The organism is Burkholderia stagnalis (assembly GCF_039848545.1).
GTDB lineage: Bacteria > Pseudomonadota > Gammaproteobacteria > Burkholderiales > Burkholderiaceae > Burkholderia > Burkholderia stagnalis.
On sequence record NZ_CP156686.1, the window covers coordinates 2,687,829 to 2,706,266 of the forward strand.

General features: G+C 56.3%; 12 protein-coding genes. 4 read left to right on the forward strand and 8 right to left on the reverse strand.

The features are described 5' to 3' along the window. Nucleotides 1-252: 252 nt before the first annotated feature. From ABFO07_RS28700 to ABFO07_RS28735, 8 genes are all read right to left on the reverse strand, one after another. Complete coding sequence (locus tag ABFO07_RS28700) at nucleotides 253-3,462, reverse strand: SAV_2336 N-terminal domain-related protein (protein WP_347469076.1); 3,210 nt, start codon at nucleotides 3,460-3,462, stop codon at nucleotides 253-255. An 8-nt stretch (nucleotides 3,463-3,470) separates the two neighbouring features. Then, nucleotides 3,471-4,502 carry an AAA family ATPase gene (locus tag ABFO07_RS28705; protein ID WP_347469078.1) on the reverse strand — a complete coding sequence of 344 codons (1,032 nt, stop codon included), beginning with the start codon at nucleotides 4,500-4,502 and terminating at the stop codon, nucleotides 3,471-3,473. Between the two features lie 5 nt (nucleotides 4,503-4,507). Continuing rightward, entirely contained in the window at nucleotides 4,508-6,265 is a 1,758-nt protein-coding gene (locus ABFO07_RS28710) for a hypothetical protein (protein WP_347469080.1), read from the reverse strand. A 217-nt stretch (nucleotides 6,266-6,482) separates the two neighbouring features. Further along, nucleotides 6,483-7,661 carry a hypothetical protein gene (locus tag ABFO07_RS28715; protein WP_347469082.1) on the reverse strand — a complete coding sequence of 393 codons (1,179 nt, stop codon included), beginning with the start codon at nucleotides 7,659-7,661 and terminating at the stop codon, nucleotides 6,483-6,485. A 302-nt stretch (nucleotides 7,662-7,963) separates the two neighbouring features. Continuing rightward, a complete protein-coding gene (locus ABFO07_RS28720) occupies nucleotides 7,964-9,145 on the reverse strand; it encodes a hypothetical protein (RefSeq protein ID WP_347469084.1) in 1,182 nt (393 codons plus the stop codon). A 1-nt stretch (nucleotide 9,146) separates the two neighbouring features. Beyond that, complete coding sequence (locus ABFO07_RS28725; RefSeq protein ID WP_347469086.1) at nucleotides 9,147-9,839, reverse strand: hypothetical protein; 693 nt, start codon at nucleotides 9,837-9,839, stop codon at nucleotides 9,147-9,149. Continuing rightward, nucleotides 9,832-11,862, reverse strand: a complete 2,031-nt coding sequence (locus tag ABFO07_RS28730; RefSeq protein ID WP_347469088.1) for an AAA family ATPase — start codon at nucleotides 11,860-11,862, stop codon at nucleotides 9,832-9,834. The genes ABFO07_RS28725 and ABFO07_RS28730 overlap by 8 nt, the downstream gene beginning before the upstream one ends. Before the next feature lie 397 nt (nucleotides 11,863-12,259). Then, nucleotides 12,260-13,594: an SAM-dependent methyltransferase gene (locus ABFO07_RS28735; protein ID WP_347469089.1), complete on the reverse strand. Its 1,335-nt coding sequence runs from the start codon at nucleotides 13,592-13,594 to the stop codon at nucleotides 12,260-12,262. A gap of 49 nt (nucleotides 13,595-13,643) precedes the next feature. Between ABFO07_RS28735 and ABFO07_RS28740 the strand changes: the two genes are divergently transcribed. From ABFO07_RS28740 to ABFO07_RS28755, 4 genes are all read left to right on the forward strand, one after another. Next, on the forward strand, nucleotides 13,644-14,081 hold the full coding sequence (locus tag ABFO07_RS28740) for a hypothetical protein (protein ID WP_347469091.1): 438 nt from the start codon (nucleotides 13,644-13,646) through the stop codon (nucleotides 14,079-14,081). A 191-nt stretch (nucleotides 14,082-14,272) separates the two neighbouring features. Beyond that, nucleotides 14,273-16,300: an AAA family ATPase gene (locus tag ABFO07_RS28745; RefSeq protein WP_347469092.1), complete on the forward strand. Its 2,028-nt coding sequence runs from the start codon at nucleotides 14,273-14,275 to the stop codon at nucleotides 16,298-16,300. Then, complete coding sequence (locus tag ABFO07_RS28750; RefSeq protein WP_301761005.1) at nucleotides 16,284-16,949, forward strand: hypothetical protein; 666 nt, start codon at nucleotides 16,284-16,286, stop codon at nucleotides 16,947-16,949. Before ABFO07_RS28745 ends, ABFO07_RS28750 begins: the two co-directional genes overlap by 17 nt. After that, entirely contained in the window at nucleotides 16,939-18,087 is a 1,149-nt protein-coding gene (locus ABFO07_RS28755; RefSeq protein ID WP_347469094.1) for a hypothetical protein, read from the forward strand. Before ABFO07_RS28750 ends, ABFO07_RS28755 begins: the two co-directional genes overlap by 11 nt. Nucleotides 18,088-18,438: the final 351 nt, after the last annotated feature.

The following is an 18,438-nucleotide window of genomic DNA, read 5'->3' on the forward strand; positions in this document are numbered from 1 at the left end:
CACGCGCCAACGCGCTACGCACGCTCGCGGACTGCAACCATCGCGACGCGCAGTGGCGCACGGCCGCCGCGGCACCCAATCGGGATGTGCGCGATGACACGACGCCGGCCCCATAGCCCACATCCCGATTGGGTGCCGCGACGGTCTGCCGATCCTGGCTGGATCCCGATCATATCGACGCGAGACTCACTGCCTGATTGGCTACAAAATTCCGCCTCAGGTCAGTGTCGCAAATCAATCGTGCCGATTCTTCTAAAATGAGCCTGAAATCGAATTTCTAATTCTCATTACTAACGATGAAAAATCCACATTCATCCTTAACAGGAGATCGATGTCAGCATTTCGCGCCCAGCGGCGCGCGGCCTTTTCTCTAATGGAAGTTGGCGGAACGGCATTGACGTATTCAACGGAACACGCAGATTCGAGCCATTCCTCAGTATTTGGATGTACCTTAATAAGATTTTCAGCGACGTCCAATTGTTGTTGAAGTTCATGTGCTATCTCCGTGGGTACGTCTGCGTCCACTATGGCTACAATGTTCCCTCGATCTGATGGGTACACGCGCCGAATCATGTTTGTCATGACCGCCAAGCCTCCTGCACTCCAGAGTCGGATCGACACATTAGACGCCTCAAAAATGCGATCAAAGAGGATTCTGTAAGCTGACTCGTCCACCGGTCCTTCCACGATGACGTGCCACGTCGCGATCTTCGCTCCCCCGATCTGCAAGCCTCGCCCTGCCCGCTCGAGCAGGCCGTCAAGAATCTTTGGCAACTGTTCGACGACCCTAGGCACCTCCATGGCTAAGATAGCGAGCTCGAAGGAGTCAATTCCTATCGGGGCACCAGAGGACCATTCGGAATTCGATGCGAGATCGAGTCTCATGGATTTCATCCGTTGATGGTACGTCGAAGCGTCTCCACCGGTATTCGCCAACGGTAGCACCACCTTACCTGCCGAGTGAGCGCGTTCCGCGATCTCCATCGCACCACCAGCTCCTCCAATCAGCACGACAAAAGACGCGCGGTTGATTGATTCGACGTACTCCTCTTCGCCCGTTGGGACCTGCACAATCTGGCCGGGCGAAAAGGTCGGAGTATTCCCTCGGGCAATCACGTGGATCAGCCATTTGTCGGGCTGGGCCGAGGTGTTCGTTCGCTCGAGTTCGCCTATGAAACTTCGTGCCACGGCCTCGTCCACCCCCGGCCACCCGCCGTTGATCAGCCCATAGCCCGAGCGGGCAAGAACAGTACCTAGGGCATCGCAGGTCTTAGCGAGTTTTTGGCTGAGCTTAGTCTTCAGACCCGTACCCGCAACTAAAACCCAGTTCATCGGCCCTTTGTCTGCGGTCAGCTGATCTAATGGTTCTAATTTAAGTGCTCGTAGGAGTTCGGAAAACTTTCTCTCGTAGAAGATATTTGAGTAAAACTGCCCCCGCGACGCGAGCCTCTCGAAGCGCCGTGGATGCTTGCCACGCTCCGGAAGCCAGAATTTTATTGAAGGAAGACCGCGCAACGGCAGGGGCCACTGAGATCGGTCCACTGGCTCAATCTCGACCACAACTATATTGCGCTCAGGGGCACCGGCTAGATTAAGATTGACGAATCGTTTGATTTCCTCCTGGCAATACGTTGAAGAAAGGTAGGCTTCAGACATGACGATGAGGAACCAATCGCACCGCTGAAGCGCCTGGTCGATTGTTCTATTGAAATCTTCACCTGGGCGTATGTCGTCTGGATGGAACACTTGAGCGCTGCTTCTTAGCAGGCGAACCATATCCGACACCCAACCGCCTTCGGTGTCAATTCCGGGCTGGTTATCACTAGCGGCTGAACTGACGAAGATACTCGGCAGGGACCGTGTGTCTTCGATCTGCGCGGAAGCAATCACCTCTAGGGATACGGTTCCAACATCGCTCCTCGGCGCTGTCCAGATTGTCGCTTCACTAGGTTTCACGAACCGGCGCGCAAGAGCCCGTGCTGATTCGGCAAAGGGCAGTGCTGTCACCGGCAGCCTGACGTCCCCATTGCTATCCTCGATCAACGCGAAGAAATCGAAAGGTGTCCCGGTCTCTTGCTGAAGGTAATCATGAAGTGCAAGGTTTACTTCGATGAAATCTCGTCGACTTAGCCCTGCGACGAGATGATCACGCAGTCCGGGATAAAAATCGTAGACGACCTCATCAGCCCGTCTTTCTGGGGCCGTGTTTGCCACTGGTTGCAGCAGGCCTCCCAGAAAAATCTGTGCTAGTGCCACCGGTCCGCTCGCCGGCGCCATCGCCCGATGAATCACTCGCATGACAGGCGGCGTGAGTGGTCGCACTGCCGAGAAATACGTGGCCAGCAGTTGCGCGTCCGGTGTGGCACTTGCTCGGAATGCTACAGCACGCTGCGATGGTGATGGCGCATCGTTCTGATCCACATCGTCGTCAGGTAGCGGAAACAGTGCAGCCGTACCCCAGGCACCCCCAGTTGAGCTTGCCATGCGAGCCCAGTTGGCGACGGCGTTCGGTTCGAGTGCTAGCGCTGGCACTACCACTCCAGGTTCGCCTACCGCCCATGACGGCATGCGGACTCGCAACTGCCCGACTGGCGCGCCGACACGAGGCGACTGCACGCGCAATTCTGCGAACCCGGTTGCAGTGTTAGGCCAGAGCGCTTGAGGGAGCAGTTGAACGACCGCTAACGGTGAGCGTTCTGACACGATCTGTAACCATGCGCCCATTGCGCCGCTTCTCCATGCCGACGACGTGCAGTCCGAAACGACAAGCAAAATTTGCCGTTCGTTACGATCCTGTAGCCCGCGCTTCGGAATCTCACAGCCGTTCGACGCAATAGCCTTCACGTGACCATCCACATGGCAAAGCGAGATGGTCCGGACATTCCGGAATCCGCCTTGATGGCGTAAGAGGCGTTCGAACTCTGAAACAGTCGGCTGCCACGCAGCAAGCGACGGCACATCTTCTACTGCGACAACGATATCAAACCATCGCTCAACGGCAGGGCGCCATACGGCAGTCCTAAGACCGGTCTCGGCGATGAACTCGGCCGTCGCGCGTTCATCGAGTTCGACTCGGCTACCTGATCGACGTCTAGACAACGGGCGTAAGGCGCGACCTATTGCGAGTGCGTCAGGCAATGCCGGCGCGCCGCGCAGTTGAATTCGGCGCGCCGCGGCACCACCACCGCTCGAATCACCGGCGGCGTACAGCGCCGGTAATTCGGGTTTTTCGTGTGACGGGCTCGCGTGCGATGAGTCAGCCTTAGTCGTTGCATCGGTCACTGCCGGAGCATCGGACACTACGGGCGTAGCCTCCTCTTCGTGACATATTTCCTTCTCGTCCGATGCTGCGTTTGGGCCTATCGTGAGCTGCGGTGCCAGCCACAGCATATCCCGCAGATCGATGAGGTCGGCATGCAGTTTCACAGCCTGCAGTGCTCTAAGGAAGTCTCCGATTTTCACACGTCGTCCTAGCTACCAGAAATGGCAAGCTCACGCGTCAGCTCAGCTATAACATCGTCGCGCTGCTTGCCTGGCTCCACCTGCGAACTCATTACGAAGTAGATCGCATTTAGCAGTTGGTCTGTCGCGACTTCTCTCTTGCCTGCGAGGACCTTAAAATTCGCGATAATCTCCTCGGCAGCTTTGCGCTCGTCCGTTGCAAAGTGGAGGTCAATGATGGCATCTAGACGCTTCCATTCCTTATTGTCGTCCTCCGGCAAGCTACCTGTGGGATTGGGCATACGAAGCCGAAGGCAACGCCTCAAAAATGGCGCGGGGAACTCTCGTTCACCGTTGCTCGTGAGAATCATCAAAGGAAACTCGTGGCAGGAAATTGTCCCGCCTCGTAATTTCACGCGTGACTGGTTTGGGTCTGAAGTGAAAACCTCGGACTCAACTTCCGTGCCAAGGCGACGCAACTCTGGAATCTCAAACTCGCCTTCCTCAAAGACATTCAGCAAGTCGTTAGGTAGGTCGATGTCACTTTTATCAATCTCGTCGATCAAAAGCGCGCGCGGGCGTGACGTTGGTAACAACGCGGTACCCAAGGGGCCCAACGTAATGAAGTCGCCGATCTTGTCAGCTGGCCCAGCCTCTTGCTGCTGCAGACGGCCAATTGCATCGTATTGGTAGAGTGCATCGCGCAACGTGCTTCGCGAAGTCACAGACCAGCGCAGCGGCGCGCCCATGCGAAGTTCGTATGCGACAGCATCGATCAGTGACGACTTGCCGCTGCCGGGCTGGCCCGTTACCAGCAGAGGCCGTCGCAGATAGAGCGCTGCGTTGACCATGTCGATAACGTGTTCGGTCGCGTGGAACGATTTCCCGCGTTGGAGTGCCGCCGGAGGGAGCTTATGATCGTCCACGTCGAGAGGCAACGCTCGCTCATCGCCGACCGTGCTGCGGTATGGTCTCCAAGGTGGTGGCGGCGGCAGCCGACCGAGATCATCGTGCGGCTGCCTCGTTCCCTTGAAGATTCGCCAAGTGGGCGACATGTCCATTGAAATCATCCTCCGGGTTGTGTCCACGACGCCCACATGGCAGGAAGGCGCGCGGGATCGTCTAATAGCAGCGATAGGGACCTGCCTGCATCTCCAGCGTGGTTAGCGCGCCATGTAACGAGGCGGGCAGGTAGATCATTCAGCGGCGATCTGAGCAATTCTTGCAGGCCTGACCGAAGCACTTTCATAGATTCCTCACTAGTGTCGGCGTGTAACCAGACCACAGCTGGAAGGCCCTCGGCAAGCGCAACATCTAGCGGTGCGTCGTTGCCGCATTCGACCGGATCGAAGCCCAGCCAGACAGGGGCTAAATCCGATTCGACTATGAAAGCGGAGCGCAGGGCGGCAGAACTTTCTCCCGACACCGTCCAACGCAAACGATCGGCTGGGGCCTGGGATAGACGCGCGAGAATCTTCGGCGCATGCTTGCGCAATCGGGAGAGCTTCGTCGTGCCTTTGTATCGATCGGTACAGCGGAGCAGGGCTGGATGGTCCTCCCCCAGTCGGAGCTCTTCGTCGGCCGTCAGCGGTACGATAGCGGTATCGTAAGCGGCGGCAGTAAGCAACGCGCGTGGCAGGTAAAGTTCTACAACAAGATTAATGGCCGAGTTCCCCACGTGCTCGTACACTTCCTGCATCCACTCTCCGATGGCTTTTCCGACGTCACCCGTTGTAACGGGTTTTGCTTGCTTGCGCGGCCAGGCGCGTACCCCGCCACCTGCATCAAGCACATCTAGTTCGCCTTCGATACAGGGTTGTGCGCCGTCGTCGCGGTACCAGAGTGACAAGCAAGCATGTGCGACATCCGCATCGAGCCGCGCAGCGAGTTCAGCTAGTTGCTGCGGAGCAAGCCTAGACGTCACCCACTCATGCAGCATCGGTGATGGTACTGCGCGAGCTACACGTTCGGCAAAATCGACGAGCGGTGGGACGCCATCGACGGGGGCCGCGTGATGCAATTGCTCGATCGCACTTTTGAGGTCGGTAGGTTGCGGGGCGAAGATTGATGTGGCAGCTCTTGCGCGCATTACGTAAGGCTTGAAGCGCGAGTATGGCCACGCAATTGTAGCCAATAAAGTGTGCAGTTCCGCGCCAGCAAGCCCGGGGCCAACCATCGCCATACCAAACCAGTCTTCGCCAATTGACAGCGTGGGGCTTTGTCCGAGCGCGGGGTCTGCGCGGAGACGGCTCGCTGTTTCTTGCAAGGCAGCGTCGAAGGCAGGCCAGCCATCGTTCGCCGGCATTCCGATCAATGTGGCGAGCAACTCGCGGGTGAAACGCGGGCCTGCTTTGGAGTCGATCGCTGCTGTGCCTCCGGCGGCACACGCAAACATAGCGCATTGGCGCACGAGTTTAGGCTCGCCCGGATTCCATTCATCAGGCACCGGCTTCATGGCCTCGCCCCATTGATTCCGGCAAGCGTCTATGATCCACAATTGATGTCCATAGCGCTCCCAGCCGGAGCCCCGGAACAACTGGCGCCAGTTGAGTGCCTCGAAACAGCGGAATTGCTTTTCGCTGGCTTCAGGAAGCACCAGATATTGCTCTCCGCGTGCACCCGAGATGACCCCGTGGCCGCAGAAATACACAATCAGAAAGCGACCATCGAGCATCACGCCTGTAGGCTCTTCCATCGCGGCTCGGAAATTGGACCAGACAAAGTCGTGTACCGTAGCATCCGCAAGCCCTTCCGCCTTGCAGACCTCCCATACATCCGAAGCGTCGCGCAATGACAACCAGAGATCGATATCGGAAGCACGCACGTGTCGCGCGTTAACGAGCCAGCGTGCGAACGCAAGTGCGCCCGCCCCTGCACCAGGAGCGTCGAAACTCGGCCCTAGTCCCGGATAGCGCTCGATGCCAACCACGATTGCTCTCACCTCTTCGGCGGGCGGTAGTACCACGTTCATTGGACTGACTCCGTGCTCAGCGCCACAATGCTAGCTTGCCTGCGACGGCTCGACGTGGCGCTAGTATGTATCAAGATTTCACTTCGGTCTTGAGCCTCGCCCACAGATCCGGAGCATCCCAGTATGCGCTGTGCGACATTGGGAAAGGCTGGCCGCTGCGGATCTCATAGTCAACGGCTCGCCCCGGGAATACCTTTGATGCCGCATAGCTTAAGAGGTCATCACAATCGTAGAAATTGAGCCATCGACTTGGAAAGTGTGGTGGTAGCGGCTCCCCAAAAGGCAGGCAAGTCAAGGCGCCAATCTCGTACATGAACGGAGCCTGTGAGCCGACAGTGACGAGTAGCTTCACCTGGGGCATATGCTTTTCAATCAGAAGGTCAACACAAGCAATGCCGCCAAGGCTGTGAGCGAGGACAATAACCTCATCACCGCACTTCTCGATGACTCCCTGAATGTACCCGCGGATGTCAGAGCCACGTGCCTGGTAGAGAAGAACGTCGCCAGCCGTTGGGGACGCAGAGCTAAACAGCGCATCGCGGTCGCGACGAGCCTTCTTGGTAGCCAAGCGCAATCCGAGCCCCATAAGCTTGTTGGTGAACCAGTCCTTGATACCCCCGAGTTCGCCCCCCCCAAGACGATCGCGACAGGTCTCAACGAAGTCGTCGCGCAAAGCAGTCGGGATCGGCGGCATATTTTCGTCATCCAAGCGCTGCTGGAGCGATGCAACGAGCGAACGCGCTACGGCCAGTCGTAGCGTGGAATCGATACGAGGCACCGCAGCCAAGGCGTCCTTTAGAGCGGTGGAGGTCGTCACGGCGTCCACGGTCTCGTGCCATTGCACGGGAAGTACGTGCCCTCGTAGGGATTCCAGCAGTGCAGGGTCCTGATCGAGCGCGCGCAGGATGTCGACAAATTCGGATTTGCGCGTCTTCTCATTCGGCGACTCTAGGCCTTTGGAGGTCGATGCGGTGAGCTCACGCAACTCAAAGAACGGGTCGCGAGCCAGCAAATCCCAGAGTGCCACGATTTGACCATTGTCGGGTACTTTTCGTACCTCTTTTGAAAATTCTGGGATTGATGCGCCGTTGAGTCCAAGGCGCGCGCCATGGACGTCGCCCCAGAGACAGGGCAGAAGTGTCCCCATTGGATCCACAGAGCGTATCCCTTCGGCAATACGCGAACAGGTGAATTCGTACGATGCCTTGCGTACCCCGGTTCCATGAACGAATACGACGGTAAGTGCCATTCGCTGCCTCTATATTGATTCTAGAATGATTAGCATGGGAAAGTGGTCAACAAACTCTTCCGCGACGACGCTCAAGCAATTAGGTGATTTTTAATGAGGGTACCAGCCTTAGCGCTTCATCTTTCGTCTTCAACGGCCCCTCCCATCGCCCCGTACCTACCTTGATTTCAATCCTGTGAAGTATCCGCTTCCGAGTTACCGATACTATAATCGGGCGCTTGGACCTTAAACCAGTCGTGCTTGTTGTTGCCCTCGGCATAAGTAAGGCGAGGGTCAATTGCAGTCGTTGCTGCCCTCCCGATTCAGGGTTTCTTCGGTGCGCCCTTGGCAGTTGGCTGCTTCTTTGCCACAGAACCACTAGCGAGCTTCTTCGTAGCCCGGCTGGCACGAGAGCCGTTGGGAGGCACCACACCAGTGGCAACCCCATTCTTGCCCTTCTTGAGCGGCCGTGGATCCGGTACTTCCATGGGCTGCACCTTCAGCAGTACGCCCTTTGCGTCGGCATCAGTTTTCAGCGTGGGCATTGCATCGACCTTGCTTCTTCGAGCGTCATAGATACAGGCAAACGCTGCTTCCGTGCCGTTGGTCTTCTTGTAGCCATGCGCTTGCTCAATCCCTTTGTGAGCCCATGCCAAGTTCTTTGCGTCGCTGCTTCCTGGATCGAGAACCTTGAGCTCGATCATCGTGATAAAGCGCTGATCGGCCTTATCGAAGCGTACGATCCTGACATCTACACGCCCCTCGGTCAGCGTCACTTCTTCGTCGACGGTAGCGACCTTGTTTCGATAGAGTCCGCGAAAATATGTGAGCAACCCAGACTGCACGTGGAGTTCTGGCTTGTGTCCGAGCACTGACAGGGTTGGCTCCTCTTCGATCTGCCACATTAGTCGAGATATGGTGCCCCTGGGTGAAGCCAGTGCTTCGTTGTGGAACTCATCCAGCTGCTGCCCAATCAGTTCGGGGGTAATCGCAGCTTCGTCGAGCTGCTTGACATTGATCGTTCGTGGCTTGTGCATCCATTCGTCGATCGGGACACCTTTGTCATGCACCAGCATTCGGCTCTGGCCAAGCATCAACAATGCAAACGTCTGATCGGCCTTAAGATGTTGACGAACGAACTGGAAGGCCTCGGTTGCCCCGTTGTTGAAATGAGGCACGTGCTGAATCACCTCGCTAAGGCTCTCGACTGCAACTGCGACGCCATCGTCCAGCGTCAGCAGTGCAGCAAAAACCTCCGTTGGCTGAACACTGACGCCTGTCGGGATGCCTGGTTCAAGTTTGGGCGACTCCGAATACACCACCAAGAGCGCTCGGTCGGGCTTAATGTTTCCGGCCGCAATCGAGGTTGCGTGGCACGCCGACCATTGGATGAAGTAGTCAACCAGCGCTTGGAAGAACCGCTCCTGGGGCGACCCTGATACCAGCGACAGCCCTGCATCTAGACCAACGATTTCCTGACGCTTGATCGTACTTTGCTGCCCCATATCAGGCCACCCTCTTCTGAAGCAACCGCTGGTAGACAGTCAATACGTCACGACGGTTAACAAACGTTTCTCCCTCGAGGTACTTTCGGATCTGTCGAAGGCCGGTGAGTGTTGGTGTCGCGCGGTCAAACGACTCCTCAATAAACAGCATGCTCCCCGGTCGATTAAGCGCTTCCCGGTAGGTGAGATCCTGCTCGAATACTCGGTCAAGGTCACTGCGCTCTTGACGATCCCGCGTGCGCTCGCCATGCCAGGCGCCTTCGACGACGCCTAGACAGAGATCCAGTAGAAAAGCATAGAGTGCTTCTCCACGGTGTGTGCTTCGCAGATGGCGACCGACTTCCAGACCCGCGACGGTTGCCCCGAAATTGCCCTCGAACTGCAAGTGTGTCGAAGAATGATGTGCAGAGAAACTCGACACCTCTACCAAACCCGACAAGGTTAATGCCCCTAAAGCAAAGTGCGCGGCGCGGTAGTAGGGTCCCTGCTTAGTTCGTCGTGCTCGTTGACGCAGCGGCTCGATTCCATAGAACCGGCATGAAGCAAACGACATAAACAGCAGGAGATGCAGTTGCTTGCGAGTCAGTTGGCCAATACCAGCTGCTTCCGCAGCATTGATCGTGAAAAGCACCCATCGGGAAAATCGCAGCCGTTCCTGAGCACTCTTAGGTACTGAGTGGGACATCTTAGCCATGGAGCCTCCCCAACTCTTCTTCAAGCAAAGCCCTTGCGGCGCCTTCCTTCAAAGTGTTCGACTTGGCTGTCACCTGTAGCAGGTCAATGAGCTGCGCACCGGTGGTCTTGCCGCCGCGTCGCGGCTTCCCGTCCTTGCCAACTCGGCCGAGAAGGGCAGGGATCATCGCAGTTCCATTAAGATTCGAGGTGGCAATCAAATTACGCACTGAGCCAGGATCCCCAAGTGCGAATTGGCGCATAAGCGCCGCCGCTCGGAGCATGAACCAGCTGTCCAGGCTGGCTTCCGGAGTCTCGATAACCAATGTTGTTGCCCCGTCCGAGCAGGCCATATCGAGGAGCGTCATGCGAAACGCGAGATCGAGAAATTCTTTCTGAGATTCCGAAACGTTATCGCTCGTCAAGCGCTCTTTCGGGACCTCGTGGGTACTCGATGTCATGAGGATGAAAAACGATGGGATACCAACCTGGCCAGCGCCCGTGGCAATCTTCATTTTGTCCTTCGCGTCAAATTGAACCGCCACAGTTTCTTGAAGAAATGCTTCGGCGTAGGCAGTCAGCTTTGTGCGCAGGGCCTCTTTGAAGATTTCAACCTGTCCACGACCTCTCTTTATGAGCTCGCGGTACTGCTCGGTCAATGCCTTGCGCTCGCCATCCATCACGTCCAATTCAGCGCGCTCCGCGCGCAATTCCGCTTCCATTGCGCTCGATGCCTCCGGTGGATCAGGCAATTGCGCTTGCAACATGTTAAGTGCCAGCGCAGCCTCCGAATTCCTCGATGCCGATTGGCGAAGAGCCTGAAGCGCTGGAGCGATCTGTTTGGCGACGGTGTCGCGTTTGGTGTCGATTTCTGCGGCGATCGCCCTGATCCTCTCGACCTTTTGTTCAAGGTCGCGCACTTGCGCGGCGGCTAGGGGTTCAACGTTACCGCCCTTGCCACGACCCGAGATCGGATGGTGGCAGACGAAGCAGTTGCCCTCCTTGAGCTGCCTTGCGATGGCCTGTCTCTGACTTCGATTTCGGTTTCCGCAGACAAAGCAACCCTGGCCCGAGCCAAGTCCAGCCATCAGGAATTCCGCCTTGTCGTCAATGGTTGGGAGGGCCTGTGCGATGAATGCGGCGTCGACGTTTTCCAGCTCGTCTTCAAGGTCAGCGAGCGTCGCTTCCACTTGATTGAATTCGATATCAAGATCGCGAGCCTGTGACTGCAGGCTTGTGACGAACTCTTGGTTCTTCAAATGAACTTCGGCAACCGTACTGCACTCCGCCTTCGCAGTTTCAATTCGGGTGAGAAGGTCGCCGATATTTTGAATTGCCAAGGCAGCTGCTCGGCTTTTTTGAAGTCGGTCTTCCCGAGCGTTGAGCTGGTGAACACGATTTCGGTAAGTTGTATCCAGCCGCTGGATGGACGCGAAGGTCGCGTCCGTTTCTTCCGTTAAAGCTCGGTCAAGAAACAGCATTTTAAAGAACTCATACTGCGTCGCCGCGGACCACAGTATCGGCTGCCGCTCTTCGGTAAAAAACTGAAGATAGCGCACAACCACATGGTAGTCGTAGGAGGACGACAGCCCGCAGAGCCTCGCCATCTCCTCTGAAAACTGAAGCTCCGTCGTGATGGTGCGGCTCATGCCGTTTACCTTGAGGGACTTCAGCGCCATCGTCTTGAGGGACCGAGTCACGGTAATAGCCCGGCTCCCTACAGTAAAATCCAGCGTCGCTGTGACATTCTCATTTAGGTCTTCAGGCACGCGGTCCGCGAAGAACGAGAATCGCTTGTCCAGCACAAGCTCCCTTTTGCTAATTCGGCTCAGGTCACGATCGGCCTTGGCTCGCTCCAGTGGCCCAAGCAACATCCGCATGAGCAGATTTAGCAACGTGGTCTTACCGACGCCATTGATGCCAGCGAGAACCGTGACCCCACGGGGAAACTCAAGGACCAATCCACGGTCGTTGATTCCAGGATAAAGCGAGTAGTTGCGGATACTAAGCCGGACGACAATCGGCAGTTTGATTTTGGACTTCACACAACCCCCGGTTAATTGCTTTCTGGATCACCCATGCATTTGCGGTCTTGCTTGGGTTCGCACTGTCTTGTGTGCAATTTCTCTGCAGATTTTAGCGCCACCGCGCTCCGCATAGTCATTGCGCTGCCCGAGCCGTTGCTCGGGAGGCGCAAGTTGTGAATTTCGACATTACGGTTGGCGGACAGCTCCGACCGTCGACACAATTAGGCCAGCACGACCGATTTGGTGAAATGCCAAGCTACCCTATCAGCTTATTCCGAATCCGGCGTGCAACCGAGCCTCCTTCGTCACGCCGCAACACAGCTTGCGATCGAGAAAGCATCTGCATAAGCCATGCTTACCTGCTCCGGCCGGGCGAAGATGCCCCATTCCTCGCCTTGGGGAACCCAACTAAATCTTATACCGGCCTTAGGCGCACCAGATCTTCGCTCAACGAAGCTTCCCAGCCCTGCTGCGCGCTGGTCTTCATCGCGCGTATTGGCGTGACCGCCTCACAGACATAGCCTGCGCCGCCGGCAAGCTCACGAAGAATCTCACCAACATCGACAAGCACATTAGCATAGCGGCTATCCCCCACCGTCATGAGGACCGCACCGTCCGGGTTAATTCTCCCGCGAATCGATTTCAGGATTTGCACCAGGTCAGCGAAGTAGGCACCGATCATGTCGGGCAGATGTGGATCCCAAAGCTCGTCGCGCTTTTTGCTCAGAGCAGCCACCGTCTTACGAAGCTTGCGCGAATCCAGTCCTTCCCATGTCATATCACGGTGAACCTGAACGTGTGAGCGCAACGTTGAGTAGCGCAACTCCGTGTTGTCTGCTCTGCTTTTGAGATAACCCAATACCCACAACTCGACGTTATAGATGTCGGTATAGTCAAAGCTGTTTGGGTACGGCGGCGAAAAAAGGGCCACATCAATCATACCCACGCGATCAACCTCTACACGTGAGTCTCCTCGTAGCAGCGAATAAGAATGAGTCGCGCGAGTCCCGTACGCACTAATATCGAACAGAGCTGCTTGGAACGCAGCCTTGAATGCATCAGTGACATCATGTGGTGACTTTTGGGTCGCCTGCCAGTTGGACCGATACCGGCGCCCTTTCCCGCTGATGACCACATTGCTCACGTCTACCAGGATGCTACCCAAGATTACTCGCAATAGACGCTGGTTGATGGGATTTTCGACCTCTTCAATCGCCTCGCGAATAGTCAAAATCTGGCGGAAGGTCTCGCGCGGAAAAATCCAGCGCCCCTTCAAACCCGGCTCAACCATCGTCGCGGGCCATGATTCGTAGCGAAGCGAACGCAGGTTCGCAGATCGACCAGTCATCTTCCTGACGACTTCGGCATAGTCGTCGACGAGTTTCTGATGGTCATATTTCGCCAGCTTGGCTTCGATGAGATCAGCAAGGAACGGATTCACTTCAATGGTAGTGGAATCAATCCCGAGAAACTGGCACGTCAGCGCCGTTGTCCCGGAACCACCGAAGCAGTCGAGACACGTCGTCGGCCAGAAGCCGAGGCAGTTGAGCGACTCAGCGACCATCATCGGCGAGAACGCTTCCTTGAACCGATACCAGCGCTGAAACGGTAGGTTATGACTGGGGATGTTCGAAGACATCGGCGCACTGTCGACGAGTGTTTTCAACCAAGCCGAAAAATTTCTGCGCGCACTTTTATCCATCCCCGGGCAATTTTCATCAATGAATGCGCTAATCGTGGCTGCGTTCATACCCTCTTTTGCTCCTCATTAGCCGACTATCTCAAACGCCGAGGCGTTGTTGCGCCACACCGTCAATTTGAATATTATGCAGATGGACATTTATTCAATCAAGCGCAAAATGCCGTCGAAGTCACCTAACACTCCTTCACGCGAGGTCATGGCAAATACCATTCGAACCGCTTGGGAGCGCGGTGAAATCTCGCAGAAACAGGTAGCAGTCGACCTAGGTATCCATCAGAGCCAATTTTCCAAGCTAGTCAACGGCCAGTTCAAACAAGCCCGGGGCCATGCCGCTCGCTTATTTGAATATTCAATTGACAGGCGCGGCAAGCAAGACACGCGACCCGGTGCCAACTTTGACGCCGCAGCGTTGCGCATGGAGTTGACGCAGCGCCTGATGCTCGCATGGGACGGCACCGAAGAAGGTGCAAGAGCGCTCGAAGCGATCCTAGATGGCGCTCTGCAACTTCGAGCATCTCGCCCCCCGAGCATCTGAACCAGTACCGCGGCAAAGCTCGACCTGGAACTATTCAGCTGACGATGCCGATTGCTATACTGCCGCTATAGCCTAAGTGGCCGCCAAGCAGCCAATAGGAACACGGGGGATTCAATGAAGACGTACCAGACGCACGCCGCTCGAACGCCGGCGTTTTCATTCATGTATCGCCGGTCCGCAGGGTCGCAAGCATGACTGAACTGCCAGTTCTTGAACTGCTTCAGATTCGCCAATACGGACTCTATCCCGGTCCGGCACGCGACGGTACCTTCGACATTCCTCTCGCGCCAGGCCTCACAGTGGTGCTGGGCGCGAACGGGTTGGGCAAGAGTACGCTGGTCAACATTCTCTTCCGAATGCTGTCGGGCCCATGGGATCTCAAGCTACCAGACGGCAACGTCGGCACGACAGAGCTGACCGCGCAAGCACTGTCCGCAAAGCGGCGCTCAACTTTCAGCGCTCGCGTCAACGACAACGCTCGAGACGCCCAGTCAACTTTGATCTACTTTATCGGCGCCAAGAAGTTCGAGGTTACCCGCTCGCTGATGAAGCTCGGTCTAATCTCATTCAAGGTCGATGACGGCCCGGAAAGCTCCGACGAAGAAGAGCTGAAGCGCGCCATCCTTTCTGCCTCGAACGTCGGCACCTTCGGTGAGTGGATCTTCCTCCTCCGCACGATGGTCTTTTTCTTCGAAGACCGACGGATGCTGGTGTGGGATCCGTCCGCTCAGCGGCAGCTCTTACGGTGCCTATTCTTGGAGCCCGCCCAAGCTCATGACTGGATCACAGCTGAGCGAGAGATTGTTGAGCTGGATACTCGCATGCGTAACCTGAAGGCAGCACTCGACCGCGAAGAGCGCGAAGAGAAAGCACAGGAGCACCTATCCAAAGCGGCACCTGAAGTGCGCGCCACACTCAAATCCAAGGAGACATTGTACGAAGCAGCGCTCAAGCAGCAGGAGGAGATTAGTCAAGGCATTGAAGAACTCGATAGCGCTCGGCGTCGACATCGCCTTGACTCATTGCGTGCCAACGAAGCGCTGCACGCCGTCATGCACGAGCTGGAACGCGCCCGGCTGTCCGCGATAGAAACGCGCTTCCCCACCGCCGACGAATCGATGCGATACATCTTTTCGCGGCTGATGAGCGATGACGTGTGCATTGTATGCCAGACCCCTGGCCGCACAGAAAAGCGGGTGCAGATGCTCCACGCCATCGACAACAAGCACTGCATCTTGTGCGACGCTGATATGGAGCCAAGCACTGGCAATGCAGTGGACATCAACGAGGAGCGTGTCATTGCTCTTCGGGAAAAAGTCAAGCAAGCGACCATCACAGCCGATGCTGCACACGCCGCTCTCGACGATTCGAGCCAAGCTTTTGACACTGCCAATCTGGAGTTGGCCGAGCGAAACGTTGAAGTAGCCACATTGAAAGCGGACATTGAGGCGCTCGTCCGACAACTTCCCGCTGACGAGCAAGCCGCTCGGCGACAAAACGATGGCTTCGCAGATCTAAAAAAGCGCACCGATCTGCTGCGCGCCGATCTGCAGGTCAAGCGTGAAGCGTTTGCTCGACAGATGAATCAATACCGTAAGCAGATTCAAGGCTTTGCCGAACGGATCAAGGCGGAGTTTGATGCTATCGCGGGGGGATTCCTTCTAGAGACAGCTTCATTGTCATGGGCTCCGACACGGGTCCTGCTTGGCCAAGCGGGTACTGGCGGGCTCGACCTCACCACCGAATACCCATCATTCAGCGTTGAGATGACTGGAGCCAATTTCTCGGACGTGGTCCGTCGGGATAGCCCCGAGCAGGTGTCTGAGAGTCAACGCGAATTCATCGACCTCGCATTCCGCATGGCACTAGTGAAGGTTGGGTCTCGCAGCCAAGCATCGACCATCATCATCGACGCCCCTGAATCTTCACTCGACGCAGTTTTTGTCAATCGGGCGGCTGCAGTACTTGCAGCGTTCGCAAACGACAACCAGTCCAATCGGCTCATTGTGACGTCGAATCTAGCGGCGGGTAAGTTAATCCCCGCCGTGCTCAAAGCGGCGGAAGCCAATCCACAGGCACGGCTCGATCGTATCGTCGACTTGTTCAATGCCGGCGTTTCAACGAGGGCCATGGTGGAGCTTCGGGCGGAGTACGAGGCGCTTCGCAGCGACCTGTTCACTGAAATCCTCGAGACGCCACACCATGATGGCCGCGGCTGATCCCAAACAATCGGTGGAGGTCCGCAGGCGCCCCATCCGAGTTCTTGCGTTGCTTGACGCGTTATACAGGGCATCCATTTTCGAAGCATCACTGCGCACCGTGCATGAATTGGCCTACCTGTCCAATGTTCTCGCTCCGGTATTCGAACTGGCGCCGTTTAGTGCGAGCCTGCTCAAGCGTCAGGGTGGGCCGTACTATCCGGAGCTACAGGAGACCATCGACGTGTTGGTAGGGCGTGGCATGGTGCTGGCCTCAGACATTCGATACGTGTTCATCGCCGAAGAGAAGCGCTATCGACTGCAAGCCAACTATCGCTTGAACAATGACTTGGCTCGAAACGCGCTCGACACCTATAAGCAAGTCTATGTCGACACCGGGGAGCCCTTCTTCATTGAAGAGCTTTGCGCCGCCTACAGCATGCTGTCAGATCACGAGTTGGGGCAGACGTTTCGGTTTGATGCCCGCTACGCGGACACCGATGTAGACAACAACGAAGTGATCGACTTCGGCCAATGGGCGGATCCCGCCAAAACTAACTTCTCACGCAATGCTGCCTTGTCTTTCCGACCTGGGGAGGCTCTTCAGCCAGCGGAACGGATCTTCATGTACATCGAGCACGTGCAGAGGAGGGCAGCCCATGGCATCTGAGGCACTCCTGCTCGGCTCCTGGGAAGCCGATCGCCAACAGTTGGCTGTCGCTCAACGTGCTGACTATGGCGATGTCGACGATTTGTCGGATGATCTTCGTTTCCAAGTCCACGTCTCTCGAATGATCCGCAAACGCGAGAACCAGCTTGATTTCGAAACCTCGGGCGCTGCAGCGTTTATTCTTGTGAATCCCGACGAGCAAGACAAACTTAGAACTGGACGAGTCTTTGATCGGCTCGTTCATACGGGTACGCGACGCCTATCCAGCCGAGTGCACTTCGTCACCCCGCAAGCTACCAGCAGCGTAATGGAAGAGTACAAGGGCGACGACAATGATTTGTTCGAGCTCGTCACAAAGCTCGGCTACGATGATCGGCCCGCCCTGTTGTACGTTCCGTCAGACGGTGAGTCGTCTTTGAGCTACTACCCCAATGGAATGCGAACCGACGATGGCGTGCGCGAGGTCATACTAAAATTCGGCCAGGTTACTGAGGCCGAAGTACACGAAACGCTTCAGGCGATCTACAGAAGCGAACTTTGCACCCCCGACAACATGGGGCCAACAAAACTGTGGAAGGATGCAGTTAAGGGCTATCCCGTCGAGGAAGCCGAGCGAACGGTCCAGCAAATGATCCGGCATGCGCTGGTCGGAAGATTCTTGTGGTGCACAATCCGGCAAGAGCAACCGGGCAAAAGCGGACGGACCGACCTTGAGATAGTCGATGACCGCACTGGAAAGCCGGGAATGATTTATCACCATGCACTCCTTGAGCTCAAGGTTCTGCGCAGTTTCGGCTCGACGGGCACCGCATACAGTGAGACAGCTGTACAGGATGCAATTGTTGAAGGTGTCAATCAAGCCCACTCGTACGGGACTGCGAACAATAGCGTCCTCCGTATGCTTTGCTGCTATGACATGCGCAGTAACGATGTTGGTGATGATGCGACGTTTGTTCAAGTCAAGGATCGGGCCAACACGCTGTCGATCCGCTTGAAGCGGTGGTATTTATATCGCACATCGCAGGATTATCGTGATGCCAAGGTCGACCAGCATCTGACCGCGGCCAATTCGCCAACTATCACAACGGAAGAAGCTACCCCGCCCACGTCTACATCAGTTGCTAGTAAGCAAGCGTAGGCTTTTTCCAGACGGAAATACTAACCTGGAATTCTTCCGAAAATGTAGCTCACCGCAAATCGGCGAAGTAACAGACGGCGGGCTGGCCGCGTACAGATCGTACATAATCAAGCAGCGCTCGTTCGTCTCCATTGATCATTCGACTCGCAGGCACACAGAGAGGGAAGTCGACGATGAGTAATCTTTGCCAACGGTGCGTTGTAAGACGCACTTCGGTACACCTACTCAGCGCGACGCCACTCTCCGAATGGAAGATTTGGCCGTTGTCCGTGATCAGACGCTGAATCTTCACGCCCAAACAACAAAGCCGGCACAAGGCCGGCTTTGTTGTTGAAACATAAGGCTGCACTT